Origin of the sequence: Caldimonas thermodepolymerans (genome assembly GCF_015476235.1) — a bacterium.
Taxonomy (GTDB): domain Bacteria; phylum Pseudomonadota; class Gammaproteobacteria; order Burkholderiales; family Burkholderiaceae_C; genus Caldimonas; species Caldimonas thermodepolymerans.
This window is the reverse complement of record NZ_CP064338.1, coordinates 3,481,775-3,498,058: the sequence shown is the minus strand read 5'-3', so window position 1 is coordinate 3,498,058 and position 16,284 is coordinate 3,481,775. Positions and strand designations below refer to the sequence as shown.

Here is a 16,284-nt window from a genome sequence, read left to right as displayed (position 1 = left end):
GGGACTCGCGCATGTCCTCCCGCTTCTTCATCGAACGGCCGATCTTCGCCGCCGTCCTGTCCATCATCATCGTGCTGGCAGGCCTGGTCGCGCTGAAGATCCTGCCGATCGCCCAGTATCCCGAGATCGCGCCGCCGACGGTGACGATCACCGCCAACTACCCTGGCGCCTCGGCCGAGACGCTGGCCAAGACCGTGGCCGCGCCGATCGAGGAGCAGCTCTCGGGCGTCGAGAACCTGCTGTACTTCAGCTCGACCTCGTCGTCCGACGGCTCGCTCACGATCACCGCCACCTTCGAGGTCGGCACCGACATCGACAAGGCGACCTTCAACGTCAACAACCGGGTGCAGCTCGCCACGCCCCGGCTGCCCGACGAGGTGCGCCGCAACGGCGTGGTGGTGGCCAAGCGCAGCGAGAACTTCCTGCTCGTGATCGCGCTGACCTCGCCCAACGGCACGCGCGACGAGCTGTTCCTGTCGAACTACGCGACGCAGAACATCCTCGACGAGCTCAAGCGCATCCCCGGCGCGGCGGAAGTGCTGGTGTTCGGCGCGCGCGACTACTCGATGCGCGTGTGGCTGCAGCCGGACAAGATGGCCCAGCTGGGCGTGACCACCTCGGACATCGCCGCGGCGATCAACGCTCAGAACGCCCAGTACGCGGCCGGCAAGATCGGCGCGGATCCGGCGCCCAAGGGCCAGGAGCTGGTCTACACCGTCACGGCGCGCGGCCGCCTGGTCGAGCCGGAGGAGTTCGGCGAGATCGTGCTGCGTTCCACCGCGGGCGGCGGCGTGCTGCGCCTGAAGGACGTCGCGCGCATCGAGCTGGGCGCGCAGAGCTACGCCCAGTCGAGCACGGTCAACGGCCAGCCGGCGATCGCCATCGGCGTGTTCCTGCAGTCCGGCGCCAACGCGCTCGACGTGGCCGACGCGGTCAAGGCCAAGATGGTCGAGCTCAGGAACGAGCGCTTCCCGGACGACGTCGACTATCGCATCCCGTACGACACGACCCGCTTCGTCTCGGCCTCGATCAACGAGGTGATGCACACCGTGATCGAGGCGGCGATCATCGTGCTGCTGGTGGTGTTCGTGTTCCTGCAGACCTGGCGCGCGACGCTGATCCCGATGCTGGCGGTGCCGGTGTCGCTGATCGGCACCTTCGCCGGCCTGTGGCTGTTCGGCTTCTCGATCAACACGCTGACGCTGTTCGCGATGGTGCTGGCCATCGGCATCGTGGTGGACGACGCGATCGTGGTGCTGGAGAACGTCGAGCGACTGATGCGCGAGGAGAAGATGTCGCCGTTCGCGGCGGCCGTGGAGGCCATGCGCGAGGTCTCGGGCGCGGTGATCGGCATCGTGCTGGTGCTGTGCGCCGTGTTCATCCCGGTGGCCTTCATGGGCGGCATCGCCGGCCAGCTGTACCGCCAGTTCGCGGTGACGGTGGCGATCGCCGTGGTGCTGTCGGGCATCGTCGCGCTGACGCTCACGCCGTCGCTGTGCGCGCTGCTGCTCAAGCCGCACCATGACGGCGTGACCTGGGGCCAGAAGTTCTTCGCGCCGTTCAACCGCGGCTTCGACTGGCTGACCAAGCGCTTCCTGGGCGGCGTCAGCTTCGCGCTCAAGCGCCGGCTGGTCGCGCTGCTGGGCTTCGTGTTGATGCTGGGCGTGGCCAGCTACCTGCTGTGGCGCGTGCCGGGCAGCTTCGTGCCGGAGGAGGACCAGGGCTTCATCCTGTCGGCCGTGGTGCTGCCTGACGGGGCGACGCTGGAGCGCACCGAGCGCACCACCGAGCAGCTGCGCCAGATGAACGCGCAGAACGATGCCATCGACAGCTTCTTCATCATCAACGGCTTCGACCTGATCGGCGGTGGCGCCAAGAGCAACTCGGCGACCATCTTCGTGACAATGAAGCCGTGGGACGAGCGCACCCAGTCGACCCAGGAGCTCGCGCAGCAGGTCAGCGGCATGGGCTTCGCGCTCAAGGACGGCATCGCCTTCGCGTTCAACCCGCCGGGCATCCAGGGCCTGGGCCAGGCCGGCGGCTTCGAGGTGTACGTGCAGGCGCGCAGCGACAGCGACCCGCAGCGCCTCGCGCAGGTCACGCAGGACTTCATGGCAGCGCTGATGCAGCACCCGATGCTGGGCCAGGTGCAGACCTTCTACCGCCCGACCGTGCCGCAGCTGCGCGTCGAGGTCGACCGCGAGAAGGCGCTCGCGCTGGGCGTGCCGGTCAACGAGGTGTTCGCGGCGCTGCAGGCGCAGATGGGCTCGCTGTACGTGAACGACTTCAACCGTTCCGGCCGCACCTACCGCGTCACGATCCAGGCCGACGCGCCGTTCCGCTCGAAGCCGGAAGACCTGGGACGCCTGTACGTGCGCTCGCAGACCACCGGCCAGATGGTCCCGCTCAAGACGCTGATCCGCGTCGACAGCGTGATCGGCCCCGAGCAGATCGAGCGCTACAACTCCTACGTCGCCGCCAAGGTGATGGGCAGCGCCAAGCCCGGCTACAGCTCCGGCGAGGCGATCAAGGCCGTCGAGGAGGTGGCGCGCCAGGTGCTGCCGCAGGGCTACAGCTACGAGTGGACCGGCCAGGCCTTCCAGGAGAAGCGCACCGGCAGCGCCTCGGTGTTCGCCTTCGGCTTCGCGCTGGTGATGGTCTACCTGATCCTGTCGGCGCTGTACGAGCGCTGGGGCGTGCCGTTCGCGGTCGTGCTGGCCGTGCCGTTCGCGGTGACCGGCGCGCTGCTGGCGGTGTGGCTGCGCGGCATGGAGAACGACATCTACTTCCAGATCGGCCTGGTGGTGCTGATCGGCCTGGCGGCGAAGAACGCGATCCTGATCGCGGAGTTCGCGATGCAGGGCATGGAGCAGGGCAAGAAGGCCGCCGAGGCGGCGCTGGAAGCCGCGCGCCTGCGCTTCCGCCCGATCGTGATGACCTCGCTGGCCTTCGTGCTGGGCGTGGTGCCGCTGGTGTTCGCCACCGGCGCCGGTGCCGCGGCGCGCCAGTCGATGGGCACGGGCGTGTTCGGCGGCATGCTGGTCGCCACCTTCGTCGCGCCGATCTTCGTGCCGCTGTTCTTCGCGCTGCTGGCGCGCAAGCCGCGGCCGCAGCACAGCCATGCGCCCGGCGCCACCGAGGAGGTGCCGGTATGAGCGATCACAAGAGGACCATGGTCAAGCTGACTCTTTCCGCGCTGGCCGCCGCCGTGCTGGCGGGCTGCGCGGTCGGGCCCGACTACCGGCGCCCGGACGTCGACCTGCCGGCGCAGTACCGCGCCGACGCCGCCGCGGTGCCCGCCGCCGGCGGCCCGCAGGAGGTGGATGCGCAGTGGTGGCGCCTGTTCGGCGATCCGCAACTCGACGCGCTGATGGACGCCGCCTTCGCGCGCAACACCGACCTGCAGCAGGCGGTGGCGCGCGTCGAGCAGGCCGAGGCGCTGCTGCGCGAGGCGCGCGCGCTGCAGTGGCCGTCGCTGGACCTGGGCGGCAGCGCGGTGCGCGCGCGCAGCAGCACCACCACCGCCGCCCCGGGCGGCGGCGTGGCGAACAACTTCCGCGCCGCGCTGTCGACCGCGTTCGAGCTGGACTTCTGGGGCCGGCTGCGCCGCGCCTCCGAGGCGGCGCGCGCCCAGGCGCTGGCCACGCGCTACGCGCACGAGGTGGTGCGGCAGACCGTCGCCGGCCTGGTCGCGCAGAGCTACTTCAACCTGCGCGCGCTGGACGAGCAGATCGCGCTGACGCGCGAGACGCTCAAGACCCGCGAGGAATCGGTGCGCATCCTGCGCCTGCGCCTGCAGGGCGGCACCAGCGCGCGCATCGACGTCGACCAGGCCGAGGCGCTGCGCGCCGACGCCGCACTGCAGCTGCAGGAGCTGCAACGCCAGCGCGCGATCGCCGAGTCGCAGCTGGGCCTGCTGACCGGCCAGGCCGGACTGGAACTGGCCGAGGGCTCGCTGCGCGGCCTGCCGTTGCCGCCTGCGCCGCCGCCGGGGCTGCCGTCCACGCTGCTGGAGCGCCGTCCCGACGTGCGCCAGGCCGAAGCCCTGCTGGCCTCGGCCAACGCGCAGATCGGGGTGGCCAAGGCCGCACTGTTCCCGACCCTGTCGCTGACCGGCCTGGCCGGCGGCGAGAGCGCCGAGCTGTCGGACGTGCTCAAGAGCGGCTCGCGCATCTGGTCGATCGGCTTCGGGCTGACCCTGCCGATCTTCGACGCCGGGCGGCGCCTGGCGCAGACCGAGCAGGCCGAGGCGCGCCAGCGCGAGGCGCTCGCGGCCTACCAGGGCGCGGTGCAGTCGGCCTTCAAGGACGTCTCGGATGCGCTGGTCAACCTGCGCGCGGCGCGCGAGTCGCAGGCCGACATCGAGGCCAGCGAGCGTGCCTCGCTGGAGGTGCTGCGCGTGGCGCAGCAGCGCTACGACGCCGGCTACTCACCCTACCTGGAGCTGCTCGACGCGCAGCGCAGCGCCAATGCGGCGCGCCTGCGCACCGTGAGCAACCGCCAGGCGCAGCTGGCAGCCACCGTCGAGCTGTTCAAGGCGCTGGGCGGGGGCTGGTCGCCCGAGGCGGTGGCCGAGGCGCGCTGAACCCGCACACGGCGCCTGCGCCGCAAGCCCCGTCGGTCTGGCCGGCGGGGCTTTTTTCATCCAGACTGGCGCCGGGGCCCGGCCGGCGTGCCGGGCCGACCCGTTGCAAGGAGCCGCAAGACCATGACCGACCTGCTGCCCGCTTGGCCGCTGCTGGGCGCCTTCCTCGCCGCCAGCCTGGTGCTGGCACTCACGCCCGGCCCGGCCGTGGTGTACCTGCTGACCCGCACGCTGGCGCAGGGCCGGCGCGCCGGCCTGGCCTCGGTGCTGGGCGTCGCGCTGGGCAACCTGGGCAACGCCCTGGGAGCGGCGATCGGGCTGGCCGCGCTGTTCGCCGTCTCGTCGCTGGCCTTCACGGTGGTCAAGTACGCCGGCGCGGCCTACCTGGTCTACCTGGGCGTGCAGGCGCTGCGCGGCGCGTCGTCGGCGATCGCCGAAGCGGACGCGCCGGCGGAGGTGCCGCCCGCGGCGACCGGCCGGGTGCTGCGCGACGGCTTCCTCGTGGCGCTGCTCAACCCCAAGACGGCGCTGTTCTTCGCCGCCTTCCTGCCGCAGTTCACCAGCGCGTCCGCCTCGCCGCTCGGCCAGAGCGTGCTGCTCGGCGCGATCTTCGTCGCGGTGGCGGCGACCACCGACGCGCTCTACGTGCTGACGGCCAGCGTGCTGGCCAGCCGGCTGCGCCGCATCGGCAGCGCGCGGCGCTGGGGTCGCTACGCCACCGGCACCGCGTTCATCGGCCTGGGGGCGTGGACGGCGCTGTCGGGCACCCGCGCCAAGGTCTGACCCTCACCCCGGCCCGGCGCCGGGCAGCGCCCGCCGCAGCTGGATCGCCTCGGCCAGGTGCGGCACGTCGATGCGCTCGCTGCCGGCGAGGTCGGCGATCGTGCGCGCAACCTTGAGCACCCGGTGCAGGCTGCGGCCGGACCAGCCCAGCCGCGCGGCGGCGTTGCGCAGGAAGCCGGCGGCCTGCGCCTCCATCGTGCAGTGGGTGTCGAGCGCCGCGCCGGCCAGCTGGGCGTTGGTGCAGTCCTGGCGCGCCTGCTGGCGTTCCCGGGCGCGCGCCACGCGCGCGGCCACCGCGGCGCTGGGTTCGCCGTCCGGCGCGGCCATCAGCGCTTCCGGCGGCACGGCCGTGACCTCCACCTGCAGGTCGATGCGGTCCAGCAGCGGGCCGCTCAGGCGCGCCTGGTAGCGCGCCACCGCATCCGGCCCGCAGCGGCAGGCCCGCAGGCGCGAGCCGAGGTAGCCGCAGGGGCAGGGGTTCATCGCGGCGATCAGCTGGAAGCGCGCCGGGAACTCGGCCTGGCGCGCGGCGCGCGAGATCGTGATCTGGCCGGTTTCCAGCGGCTCGCGCAGCGCCTCCAGCGCCGGGCGCGCGAACTCGGGCAGCTCGTCGAGGAACAGCACGCCGTGGTGCGCCAGCGAGATCTCGCCCGGGCGCGGCGGCGAGCCGCCGCCCACCAGCGCGACCGGCGAGGCACTGTGGTGCGGGGCCCGGAACACGCGCTGGCGCCAGCGTTCCGGCGCGAACAGCCCGGCCAGGCTGAGCACCGCGGCCGATTCCAGTGCCGCCTCGGTGTCCAGCGGCGGCAGCAACCCGGCAAAGCGCTGCGCCAGCATGGACTTGCCGGTGCCGGGCGGCCCCACCATCAGCAGGCTGTGGCCGCCGGCCGCGGCGATCTCGAGCGCGCGCTTGGCGCCGGCCTGGCCCTTCACGTCGCGCAGGTCGGGGTAGGCGGGGGCGGGCTGCGCCGCAGGCGGCTGCATGCGCACCCAGCCGGCCTCGGGCGCCGTGCTGCCCTCGCCCGGCGGCAGCAGGGCCTGCACCACGTCCAGCAGGTGGCGCGCGCCGTAGACCTCGGCGTGCTGCACCAGCGAGGCCTCGCGGGCGCTGTCCAGCGGCAGCACCAGCGCCCGCGGCACGCCCTGGCGGTGCAGCGCCAGGCTCATGGCCAGCGCACCGCGCACCGGCCGCAGGTCGCCGGCCAGCGAGAGCTCACCGGCGAATTCATAGGGCGCCAGCCGCGCCGGGTCGATCTGGCCGCTGGCGGCCAGGATGCCCAGCGCGATCGGCAGGTCGAAGCGCCCGGACTCCTTGGGCAGGTCGGCCGGGGCCAGGTTGACCGTGATGCGCTTGTTGTGCGGGAACTCCAGCCCGCTGTTGAGCAGCGAGGCGCGCACGCGTTCGCGCGCCTCCTTGACCTCGGTGTCGGCCAGCCCGACCAGCGTGAAGCTGGGCAGGCCGTTGGCCAGGTGCACCTCGACGGTGACTTCCGGTGCCTGCAGCCCGGCCAGGGCGCGGCTGCGGATCACGGCAAGCGACATGGACGAGTTCCTCCCTCGGGTGTCGTTGTGCGGTCCCGTTGCACCGGGCGTCTGGGCGCGCCCGTGCGCAGCGCGCATTGTCGCCGCACTCGCCGCAGGCCCGCTCATGCACCCGGTTGATGCACCGCCGGCGGCGTGACCCGGGGCCGGGCAAGCCGTTGCGCACCGCAGCGGTGCGAAGGCGGTTCCTGCACGGGTTTGGTGCGCCTTCGGCCGCGCCAAAGGGCGCCGCGCGGTGCGTGCGGCGGGGTTACCGGAGGTTTCCGGCCGTGGCATGGATCGTGCAGAAGAGCGGCCGTCTCCTTTTCCTCAACGCAGATCCACGGAGAGTTCACATGAAGAAGAAACCGCTCGCAGCCCTGGCCCTGGTGTCGGCCTTCGTCGCGGGACCCGCGCTGGCACAAGAGGTGAGCGCCAATTTCAGCCTGACCAGCAACTACAAGTTCCGTGGGCAGGACCAGACCGACAACGATCCGGCCGTGCAGGGCGGCTTCGACTTCGAGTACCAAGGGTTCTACCTCGGCAACTGGAACTCGAGCATCGGCTTCACCGACGCCGGCATCGAGATGGACTTCTACGGCGGCTACAAGGGCGAGTTCGGCGACGGTTTCGGCTACGACGTCGGCCTGCTGCAGTACTACTACCCGGGCGACACCGACCTGAACACCACCGAGCTGTACGCCGGCCTGAGCTGGGGCCCGTTCGGCCTGAAGTACTCGCACACCGTCTCGAGCAAGTACTTCGGCGCGGAGGACGGCCGCGGCACCGGCTACCTGAACCTGACGTTCGACTACCCGCTGATCGAGTCGCTGACGCTCAACGCGGCGGTGGGCTACTCGGCGCTGACCGACGAGCTCAACGACGCCGGCATGCCCGACTACACCGACTACAAGCTCGGCGTGACCTACGACCTGGGCCAGGGCTTCTCGCTGGGCGGCCACGTCGTGGGCGGCACCAAGAAGAGCGACTACGACCCGATCAACAAGACCCGTTTCATCCTGACCATCAGCAAGGCGATGTGACGCGCGGGGCACCAGTCCCGTACCAGGCAAAGCCTCAACACAAGGAGCTACCCCATGAAGATGGTGACCGCCATCGTCAAGCCGTTCAAGCTTGATGAAGTGCGTGAGGCCCTGAGCGGCATCGGCGTTCAGGGCATCACGGTAACCGAAGTCAAGGGCTTCGGCCGTCAGAAGGGCCACACCGAGCTGTACCGCGGCGCGGAATACGTGGTCGACTTCCTGCCCAAGGTGAAGATCGAAGCGGCGGTGGACGACGCGATCGTCGACCGCGTCATCGAGGCCATCGAAAGTTCGGCCCGTACCGGCAAGATCGGCGACGGAAAGATCTTCGTCTCCGACCTCGAACAGGTGGTGCGCATCCGCACCGGAGAAACGGGCAAGGACGCCCTTTGAGGACAAGGCACAGAGAGATCATCATGAAGAAACTGCTCGCTATCCTGGCGCTCGGCTCGGCCCTGTTCGGGCTCACCGACCTGGCGCTGGCCCAAGACGCTGCCGCCCCGGTCACCGAGGCGGTGCAAGCCGCTCCGGCGGACGCTGCGCCGGCTGCCCCCGAGGCCGCGCCGACCGAAGCCGAACCCAAGCTCGACACCGGCGACACCGCGTGGATGCTGACCTCCACGCTGCTGGTCATCATGATGAGCATCCCGGGCCTGGCCCTGTTCTACGGCGGCCTGACCCGCGCGAAGAACATGCTGTCCGTGCTGATGCAGGTGTTCGTGATCTTCTCGCTGATCACGGTCCTGTGGTCGCTGTACGGCTACAGCCTGGCCTTCGCGGGCGGCGGCTCGTTCGTCGGCACGCTGGAGAAGGTGTTCCTGCGTGGCATCACGCCGGACACGCTGTCGGGCACCATCCCCGAGTACGTGTTCGCGGGCTTCCAGTCGGCGTTCGCGGCCATCACCGTCGCGCTGATCGTGGGCGGCTTCGCCGAGCGCATCCGCTTCTCCGCGGTGATGCTGTTCTCGGTGCTGTGGTTCACCTTCTGCTACATCCCGGTCGCCCACATGGTGTGGGCCGAGGGCGGCCTGCTGTTCGAGGACGGCGCGCTGGACTTCGCCGGCGGCACCGTCATCCACATCAACGCCGGCATCGCGGCCCTGGTCGGTGCCTACATGGTCGGCAAGCGCCTGGGCTACGGCAAGGAAGCGATGCCCCCGCACTCGCTGACCCTGACCATGGTCGGTGCCTCGCTGCTGTGGGTGGGCTGGTTCGGCTTCAACGCGGGTTCCGCGCTGGCTGCCAACGGCACCGCTGCGCTGGCCTTCGTCAACACCATCGTCGCCACCGGTGCCGCCACCCTGGCCTGGTGCGTGGGTGAAGCGCTGACCAAGGGCAAGGCCTCGATGCTGGGTGCGGCCTCCGGCGCGGTGGCGGGCCTGGTGGGCGTGACCCCGGCGGCCGGCTTCGTCGGCCCGATGGGCGCCATCGTGATCGGCCTGGCGGCCGGCCTGATCTGCCTGTGGGGCGTGACCGGCCTGAAGCGCATGCTGGGCGTGGACGACTCGTTCGACGTGTTCGGCGTGCACGGCGTCGGCGGCATCGTCGGTGCCATCCTGACCGGCGTCTTCGCGGCGCCGGGCCTGGGCGGCACGGGTGCGGAAGACTACGCGATCGGCGCGCAGCTGCTGATCCAGCTCAAGGGCGTGCTCATCACCATCGTCTGGTCGGCCGTGGTCTCCGTGATCGCCTACAAGATCGTGGACCTGCTGGTCGGGCTGCGGGTCTCGGAAGAGGCCGAACGCGAGGGCCTGGACATCACCTCGCACGGCGAGACGGCCTACAGCAAGTAAGGCGCACCGCGGAGGTCCGGGCCGTCCGGCCCGGCTTCCCGGCCTGGCGGCCCGTCAGCCGCCACGTTCCAGGGCCTCCTTCGGGAGGCCCTTTTGCATGTCGTCCCGCGACCGGTCGTCGCGGCGCCGCAGGTGCAGCACGTAGGCGGTCTGGTATGCGGCGCCCACCAGGGCCGGGCCCAGCAGCGTCAGCCCGGGCGACGGCGTGCGTGCGGCCAGGTGGACCAGCGCGGCGCCGACGACGCTGGTGCCCACCGGGACCGCGACCGCCAGCGGCACCTGCCAGCGCCGGCCGGCAAGCCGCGCATAGGTGGCCTCGGTGATCGACATCACCACCAGCGAGAAGGCAAAGCTGAACAGGCCCTGGGAAAGCGCGGCGACCAGCCGGCGCCCGGGGTCGTGGAAGTTCACCGCGTACGCCCAGCTGCCGAAGACCACCAGGGCCAGCAGCGCCGACACGACGACCCGCCGCGCACGCTCACGCTGCATGGGCGTCTGCGGCGTGGGGGCGCAGCTGCGTGCCGCGCGGCGTGGTCAGCGCCAACAACATGCCGGGCTGGCGCACGACCAGGCGGTGCCACACCCCGCGCGGCATCACCAGGCCTTCGTGGGCGCGCAGGCGGGTGCGGCCGCGGGCCTGCCCGTCGTCGTGCTCCACCTCCAGTTCGCCCGCGAGCAGGTACAGCACCTCGTCCGCCGCGGGGTGCATCTCCCACAGGTGGGAGTGCGCGTCGTCGGGCGTGGACACCACGTAGGCACCGAGCACGCGTCCGTCGAGGTGCTCCAGCACGGCCGGCGTGACCGGCGGGGGCAGCCGGGTGACATCGCCCGCGTCGCCGGCATGGAGCAGGGTGCCGGCCACCGGGAAGGGCTCGGGGAAGGGCTTGGCATTGCAAAGGGAAGTCATGTCGGGGATCATCGGACGCCCGGGCGCGCCCGTCTGTCGGCCACCCGACGCAAGCGCCGATTCCCGTCATGCCGCCCACGTCGTTGTCCACCGCGGGCCTGGCGCCCGCCCATCGGCAGGTGCTGGCCTCGGGCCGCTGGTTTGCCCACCTGCCGTCACCGCTGCAACAGGCCTTGTGCCGCGAGGCGCGCGTGGTCTCGCTGCGCGCGGGCGAGGTGCTGTTCCATCGCGGCGACGCCAACACCGGCCTGTTCGGCATGCTCGACGGCGCGATCTGCTTCGGGGCGGTGAACCCGGCGGGCCGGGAGTTCGTCGCGGGCCGCGCGGAGCCGCCGCACTGGTTCGGCGAGGTGGCCCTCATCGATGGCGGCACCCGTACCCACCGCGCCTGGGCCGACACGCCCGCCACGCTGGCGCACGTGCCCCTGGCGGCCATCACGCGCTGGCTCGACGCCCACCCCGCGCACTGGCAGTACATCGGGCAGCTGGCGGTGCACAAGCTGCGGGTGATGTTCGATGTGGTCGAGGATGCCGGCCTGCACACGGCGCGCGAGCGCCTCGTCCGCTGCCTGGTGGGGCTGGCACGGGCCTACGGGCAGCGCGATGCCCCGCCCGCGGACACCCTGCGGATCTCGCAGGAGCGGCTCGGCACCATGCTGGCCCTGAGCCGCCAGACCGTGAACGAGCTGATGCAGGCGCTGGAGCGCGAGCGGCTCGTCGAATGCCGGCGGGGCCGGGTGCGCCTGCTCGACCTGCCGCGGCTGCTCGCGCTGGACGCCTCGCTCGATTAGGTCCGGGGTCCGCAAGACAGCGTTTGCGGCTGCGGTCGGATCGGGAAAAATCCATGTGCAGCAATCACTTGCATGCGATGGCGGGGGGCGGGAGGCGAGGTCGGGCGCTGCCGCGCGGGGCGCCGGCGGGGCTTGTGCGCGGCGGTCGGACCCCCATTTGCCTAGAATCGTTCGCCCGACCTACCCGAAATCCGCCCGCCCGCCGGGCGTCTCCGAGGCTCACGATTCCATGGTTCCTCACCTCATCACGGCGCTGACCGGCCCGATCAACGAACTCGAGCAACGCATCCTGGAGTCCATGCCCGCCATCGAGCGCTGGTTCCGGCTCGAATGGATGGAGCACACGCCGCCGTTCTACAGCTCGGTGGACGTGCGCAACGCGGGCTTCAAGCTCGCGCCGGTCGACACCAACCTGTTCCCCGGCGGCTTCAACAACCTCACCGAGGAGATGCTGCCGCTGGCGGTGCAGGCGGCCATGGCGGCCATCGAGAAGATCTGTCCCGAGGCCAAGAACCTGCTGCTGATCCCCGAGAAGCACACCCGCAACACCTTCTACCTGATGAACGTGCAGCGGCTGGTGCAGATCTTCCACCAGGCCGGCCTGAACGTGCGGCTGGGCACGCTGGACGAGACCATCAAGGAGCCCACCACGCTGACCCTGCCCGACGGCAGCACGCTGACCGTCGAGCCGCTGGTGCGCTCCAAGCGCCGCCTGGGGCTGAAGGACTTCGACCCCTGCACGATCCTGCTCAACAACGACCTCTCGGCCGGCCTGCCGCCGGTGCTCGAGGGCCTGCACGAACAGTACCTGCTGCCGCCGCTGCACGCCGGCTGGGCGGTGCGGCGCAAGTCCAACCACTTCCAGGCCTACGAGGAAGTGGCCAAGAAGTTCGCCAAGCTGCTCGGCATGGACCCCTGGCTGATCAACCCGATGTTCGCCAAGTGCGGCCAGGTCAACTTCGCCGAGAGCGTGGGCATCGACTGCCTGCAGAGCAACGCCGATGCGCTGCTGTCCAAGATCCGGCGCAAGTACAAGGAATACGGCATCCAGGAAAAGCCGTTCGTGATCATCAAGGCCGATGCCGGCACCTACGGCATGGGCATCATGACCGTGCGCGACGCCAAGGAGCTGGCCGAGCTGAACCGCAAGACGCGCAACAAGATGAGCGTCATCAAGGACGGCCAGACGGTCTCCGAGGTGATCATCCAGGAAGGCGTGCCGACCTACGAGCGCATCAACGAGGCCGTGGCCGAGCCGGTGGTCTACATGATCGACCGCTACGTGGTCGGCGGCTTCTACCGCGTGCACGCCGAACGCGGCATCGACGAGAACCTCAACGCCCCGGGCGCGAGCTTCGTGCCGCTGGCCTTCGCCGAGACCAACCACCTGCCCAAGCCCGGCGCCAAGCCGGGGGCGAGCGCGCCGAACCGCTTCTACATGTACGGCGTGATCGCCCGCCTGGCGATGCTGGCGGCCAGCTACGAGCTGGAAGCCACCGACCCGGACGCCGAGGTCTACGACTGATCCGGGCGGCGGGGCCGCACCCGCGGTGCCCCCGCCCCAGCACGGGCGGCCGGCGCGGCTTAAGCTTGCGGCTTCCTCGCGCCCAGCCGCCACGTCGCCATGCGCTTCTTCCGTGACCTGTCCCTGTCGGCCGTCGTGGCCGGCTTCGTCGCCGTGCTGGTCGGCTTCACCAGCTCGGTCGCCATCGTGTTCCAGGCCGCCGCCGCGCTGGGCGCGACGCCGGCCCAGACGACCTCCTGGATCTGGGCCCTCGGGCTCGGCATGGGCCTGACCAGCCTGGGCCTGTCGCTCGCCTACCGGCAGCCGGTGTTGACCGCCTGGTCCACGCCCGGTGCGGCGGTGCTGGCCACCGCCAGCGCCTCGATGCCCGAGGCCATCGGCGCCTTCATGCTGTGCGGCGCGGCGATCGCGGTGGCCGGCTACACCGGCTGGTTCGCGCGCGCGATGGACCGCATTCCCACCTCGCTTGCGTCCGCGCTGCTGGCCGGCGTGCTGGCGCGTTTCGGGATGGATGCGTTCGGCGCCATGCAGACAAAGCTGCCGCTGGTGCTGGCGATGTTCGCCGCCTACCTGTGCGGGCGGCGCTGGTGGCCGCGCTACGCGGTGCCGGGGGTCCTGCTGGTGGGCATCGTGATCGCCTCGCTGGGCGGCGAGCTGCGCTGGTCGGCGGTGCAGTGGTCGCTGGCGGCGCCGGTGTGGACCACGCCCCGGTTCACGCTGCAGGCGGCCATCGGCGTGGCGCTGCCGCTGTTCGTCGTGACGATGGCCTCGCAGAACCTGCCCGGGGTGGCGGCGATCCGCGCCGCGGGCTACGCCACGCCGATCTCGCCGCTGGTCGGCACCACCGGCGTGGCCACCCTGCTGCTTGCGCCGTTCGGGGCCTATGCGTTGAACCTTGCCGCGATCACCGCGTCTATCTGCATGAGCCGCGAGGCCCACGAGGACCCGGCGCGCCGCTATCCCGCGGCGGTGATGGCCGGGGTGTTCTACATCGCCGTCGGCCTGGTCGGCGGGGCCGTGGTCGGGCTGCTGGCGGCCTTCCCGCGCGAGCTGGTCGTCGCCATCGCCGGGTTGGCGCTGCTGGGCAGCATCGGCGCGGGCCTGGCCGCTGCCGTGAAGGACGAACAGCATCGCGAGCCGGCACTGATCACGTTCCTCGTCACGCTGTCGGGCCTGACGCTCTGGGGGGTCGGTTCGGCCTTCTGGGGCGTGGTCGCCGGCGCGATCGCCCTCATGGTGCAACACTACCGGTTCCGGCCCCTCGCCGCCCCTGCGAAGACCCGATGAGATTCCTCTTCATTGCCGATCCGCTGGATCACTTCAAGATCTACAAGGACACCACCTACGCGATGATGCGCGAGGCCGCGCGTCGTGGCCACGAGCTGTGGGCGTGCGAGCCGCGCCAGATCAGCTGGCACAGCGGCGGACGCGTCACGGCGTCGGCGCGCGAGATCCAGCTGACCGGCGACCCGAACGCCTGGTACACCGCCGGCACCGACGATCTGGTCGCGCTGGCCGATTTCGACGCGGCGGTGATGCGCAAGGACCCGCCGTTCGACAGCGAGTACTTCTACGCCACCCACCTGCTGGAGCAGGCCGAGCGCGAAGGCGCGCGCGTGATCAACAGCCCGCGCTCGCTGCGCGACCACCCCGAGAAGCTGGCGGTGATGGAGTTCCCGCAGCTGGTGCCGCCGACGCTGGTCAGCCGCGATGCGCAGGAGATCCGCCGCTTCCACGCCCTGCACGGCGACATCATCCTCAAGCCGCTGGACGGCATGGGGGGCCTGGGCATCTTCCGCGTCGGCCCCGACGGGCTGAACCTGGGCAGCATCACCGAGACGCTCAACCAGCAGGGCACGCGCACCCTGATGGCGCAGCGCTACGTGCCCGAGATCGTGCACGGCGACAAGCGCGTGCTGATCATCGCCGGCGAGCCGGTGCCCTACGTGCTGGCGCGCATCCCGCAGGGCAACGAGATCCGCGGCAACCTGGCCGCCGGCGGCAAGGGCGTGGCCCAGCCGCTGTCGCCGCGCGACCGCGAGATCGCCGCCGAGGTGGGCGCCCGGCTGGCCCCGCGCGGGCTGCTGCTGATCGGGCTGGACGTGATCGGCGACCGCGTCACCGAGATCAACGTGACCAGCCCGACCTGCTTCCAGGAGATCCAGCAGCAGACCGGCTTCGACGTCGCGCAGGTGTTCGTCGACGCGCTCGAGCGCACGGTGGAGCAGGGCCGGCGGTGAGCCTGGACCTGGCCGCCTACTTCCGCCGCATCGGCCACGACGGGCCGGCGGCGCCGACGCTCGAGACGCTGCAGCAGCTGGCGCTGCGGCACCCGGGCCGCATCCCGTTCGAGAACCTGGACCCGCTGCTGGGCCGGCCGGTCGCGCTGGACCTGGACAGCCTGCAGCGCAAGCTGGTGCAGGGCGGCCGCGGCGGCTTCTGCTACGAGCACAACCTGCTGTTCCAGGCCGTGCTGGAGGCGATCGGCTTCCGCGTCACCGGGCTGGCCGCGCGCGTGTGGTGGGGCCGGGCGGCGGAGGCGCCCGCGCCGCCGCGCACCCACATGCTGCTGCGCGTGGACCTGGACGACGGCCCGCGCCTGGTCGACGTGGGCTTCGGCGGGCTGACGCTGACCGGCGTGCTGCGCCTGGAGCCCGGCGTCGTGCAGGCCACGCCACACGAGCCGTTCCGCCTGCTGGTGCAGGGCGACGGGTACGTGCTGCAGGCGCTGGTCGCCGGCGCCTGGCAGACCCTGTACGAGTTCGACCTGCAGCCGCAGCAGCGCGCCGACTACGAGATGGCCTGCTGGTACCTGTGCCACCACCCGGACTCGCGCTTCGTCCGGCAGCTGCTGGCCGCGCGCGTGGACGGGACGGTGCGCTACGGCCTGCTCGACCGCGCCTTCAGCGTGCACCGCCCGGGGCAGCCCAGCGAGCGCCGCACGCTGGACGGCGCCGACGCGCTGTTCGAGGTGCTGGAGACCCGCTTCGGCGTGGCGCTGGATGGCGGGATGCGCGACGCGCTGCGGCGCCGCGGCGTCCCGCACTGAAACCGCCGGGGCCGGCGGGCGGCCGAGGCATCGCCACGACCAGGGGCTCGGCCGCTCGCCTTGAACGGGTCCGCGCCGTCGCGCAGCGGCATGCCGGACACCGCCTCGACGCGGGCGTCCCAGGCCCGGGCGTCGCAGCGCTTGCAGTGGTCCGCCGGGTCATGGACGGTCGGGTCGCGACGGCTGCCGTGGTCGCGCAGGACGGCCCGCAGCGTCCTGTCGTCCCCGCCGGCCCGCTGCTTCCACCGCCAAGCCTGGCCCGGGTACGGGGCGTTGTCCGGGTCGTC

Annotated in this window: 14 protein-coding genes; 11 read left to right on the top strand and 3 right to left on the bottom strand. The window is 71.5% G+C overall.

Translation table 11 applies throughout. The annotated features are described in order from the left end of the window. Nucleotides 1-11: 11 nt before the first annotated feature. From IS481_RS16545 to IS481_RS16535, 3 genes are all read left to right on the top strand, one after another. Nucleotides 12-3,155, top strand: coding sequence for an efflux RND transporter permease subunit (locus IS481_RS16545; RefSeq protein WP_104356269.1), 3,144 nt, complete (start codon nt 12-14; stop codon nt 3,153-3,155). Continuing rightward, complete coding sequence (locus IS481_RS16540; protein WP_198425435.1) at nt 3,152-4,585, top strand: efflux transporter outer membrane subunit; 1,434 nt, start codon at nt 3,152-3,154, stop codon at nt 4,583-4,585. Before IS481_RS16545 ends, IS481_RS16540 begins: the two co-directional genes overlap by 4 nt. Nucleotides 4,586-4,708: 123 nt before the next feature. After that, nucleotides 4,709-5,368 (top strand): LysE family translocator, encoded by a 660-nt coding sequence (locus IS481_RS16535; RefSeq protein ID WP_104356267.1) that lies wholly within the window; start codon nt 4,709-4,711, stop codon nt 5,366-5,368. A 3-nt stretch (nt 5,369-5,371) separates the two neighbouring features. On the opposite strand, the gene IS481_RS16530 is transcribed toward IS481_RS16535, so the two are convergent. Beyond that, nucleotides 5,372-6,910 (bottom strand): YifB family Mg chelatase-like AAA ATPase, encoded by a 1,539-nt coding sequence (locus IS481_RS16530; RefSeq protein WP_104356266.1) that lies wholly within the window; start codon nt 6,908-6,910, stop codon nt 5,372-5,374. A 335-nt stretch (nt 6,911-7,245) separates the two neighbouring features. Here IS481_RS16530 and IS481_RS16525 point away from each other — a divergent pair, with 335 nt between their 5' ends. From IS481_RS16525 to IS481_RS16515, 3 genes are read left to right on the top strand one after another with little or no spacing between them, the layout of a single operon-like run. Continuing rightward, nucleotides 7,246-7,932: a TorF family putative porin gene (locus IS481_RS16525; protein WP_104356265.1), complete on the top strand. Its 687-nt coding sequence runs from the start codon at nt 7,246-7,248 to the stop codon at nt 7,930-7,932. Nucleotides 7,933-7,986: 54 nt separating this feature from the next. Continuing rightward, the gene (locus tag IS481_RS16520) at nt 7,987-8,325 is read left to right on the top strand and encodes a P-II family nitrogen regulator (protein WP_104356264.1); all 339 of its coding nucleotides are present in this window, start codon (nt 7,987-7,989) and stop codon (nt 8,323-8,325) included. Nucleotides 8,326-8,348: 23 nt separating this feature from the next. Continuing rightward, entirely contained in the window at nt 8,349-9,725 is a 1,377-nt protein-coding gene (locus IS481_RS16515) for an ammonium transporter (protein ID WP_104356263.1), read from the top strand. Between the two features lie 54 nt (nt 9,726-9,779). On the opposite strand, the gene IS481_RS16510 is transcribed toward IS481_RS16515, so the two are convergent. Both IS481_RS16510 and IS481_RS16505 read right to left on the bottom strand, forming a co-directional pair. After that, nucleotides 9,780-10,214, bottom strand: a complete 435-nt coding sequence (locus IS481_RS16510) for a hypothetical protein (protein WP_104356262.1) — start codon at nt 10,212-10,214, stop codon at nt 9,780-9,782. After that, nucleotides 10,204-10,632 carry a cupin domain-containing protein gene (locus tag IS481_RS16505; RefSeq protein WP_165908668.1) on the bottom strand — a complete coding sequence of 143 codons (429 nt, stop codon included), beginning with the start codon at nt 10,630-10,632 and terminating at the stop codon, nt 10,204-10,206. Before IS481_RS16505 ends, IS481_RS16510 begins: the two co-directional genes overlap by 11 nt. A gap of 68 nt (nt 10,633-10,700) precedes the next feature. On the opposite strand from IS481_RS16505, the gene IS481_RS16500 reads away from it, so the two are divergent. The 5 genes from IS481_RS16500 to IS481_RS16480 all read left to right on the top strand — a co-directional run bounded on the left by IS481_RS16500 (nt 10,701) and on the right by IS481_RS16480 (nt 15,997). Continuing rightward, entirely contained in the window at nt 10,701-11,423 is a 723-nt protein-coding gene (locus IS481_RS16500) for a Crp/Fnr family transcriptional regulator (RefSeq protein ID WP_104356260.1), read from the top strand. Between the two features lie 229 nt (nt 11,424-11,652). Further along, the gene (gene gshA / locus IS481_RS16495; RefSeq protein WP_104356259.1) at nt 11,653-12,948 is read left to right on the top strand and encodes a glutamate--cysteine ligase; all 1,296 of its coding nucleotides are present in this window, start codon (nt 11,653-11,655) and stop codon (nt 12,946-12,948) included. 99 nt (nt 12,949-13,047) lie between these two features. Continuing rightward, entirely contained in the window at nt 13,048-14,235 is a 1,188-nt protein-coding gene (locus IS481_RS16490) for a benzoate/H(+) symporter BenE family transporter (RefSeq protein ID WP_104356258.1), read from the top strand. Then, nucleotides 14,232-15,188 carry a glutathione synthase gene (gene gshB / locus IS481_RS16485; RefSeq protein ID WP_104356257.1) on the top strand — a complete coding sequence of 319 codons (957 nt, stop codon included), beginning with the start codon at nt 14,232-14,234 and terminating at the stop codon, nt 15,186-15,188. Before IS481_RS16490 ends, gshB begins: the two co-directional genes overlap by 4 nt. Continuing rightward, a complete protein-coding gene (locus IS481_RS16480; protein ID WP_104356256.1) occupies nt 15,185-15,997 on the top strand; it encodes an arylamine N-acetyltransferase family protein in 813 nt (270 codons plus the stop codon). The genes gshB and IS481_RS16480 overlap by 4 nt, the downstream gene beginning before the upstream one ends. Nucleotides 15,998-16,284: the final 287 nt, after the last annotated feature.

Excerpts from the sequence above, each read along its gene's own strand:
- IS481_RS16545 (WP_104356269.1), top strand. The coding sequence starts at position 12 with ATGTCCTCCCGCTTCTTCATCGAACGGCCGATCTTCGCCGCCGTCCTG.
- IS481_RS16540 (WP_198425435.1), top strand. The coding sequence starts at position 3,152 with ATGAGCGATCACAAGAGGACCATGGTCAAGCTGACTCTTTCCGCGCTG.
- IS481_RS16535 (WP_104356267.1), top strand. The coding sequence starts at position 4,709 with ATGACCGACCTGCTGCCCGCTTGGCCGCTGCTGGGCGCCTTCCTCGCC.
- IS481_RS16530 (WP_104356266.1), bottom strand. The coding sequence starts at position 6,910 with ATGTCGCTTGCCGTGATCCGCAGCCGCGCCCTGGCCGGGCTGCAGGCA.
- IS481_RS16525 (WP_104356265.1), top strand. The coding sequence starts at position 7,246 with ATGAAGAAGAAACCGCTCGCAGCCCTGGCCCTGGTGTCGGCCTTCGTC.
- IS481_RS16520 (WP_104356264.1), top strand. The coding sequence starts at position 7,987 with ATGAAGATGGTGACCGCCATCGTCAAGCCGTTCAAGCTTGATGAAGTG.
- IS481_RS16515 (WP_104356263.1), top strand. The coding sequence starts at position 8,349 with ATGAAGAAACTGCTCGCTATCCTGGCGCTCGGCTCGGCCCTGTTCGGG.
- IS481_RS16510 (WP_104356262.1), bottom strand. The coding sequence starts at position 10,214 with ATGCAGCGTGAGCGTGCGCGGCGGGTCGTCGTGTCGGCGCTGCTGGCC.
- IS481_RS16505 (WP_165908668.1), bottom strand. The coding sequence starts at position 10,632 with ATGACTTCCCTTTGCAATGCCAAGCCCTTCCCCGAGCCCTTCCCGGTG.
- IS481_RS16500 (WP_104356260.1), top strand. The coding sequence starts at position 10,701 with ATGCCGCCCACGTCGTTGTCCACCGCGGGCCTGGCGCCCGCCCATCGG.
- gshA (WP_104356259.1), top strand. The coding sequence starts at position 11,653 with ATGGTTCCTCACCTCATCACGGCGCTGACCGGCCCGATCAACGAACTC.
- IS481_RS16490 (WP_104356258.1), top strand. The coding sequence starts at position 13,048 with ATGCGCTTCTTCCGTGACCTGTCCCTGTCGGCCGTCGTGGCCGGCTTC.
- gshB (WP_104356257.1), top strand. The coding sequence starts at position 14,232 with ATGAGATTCCTCTTCATTGCCGATCCGCTGGATCACTTCAAGATCTAC.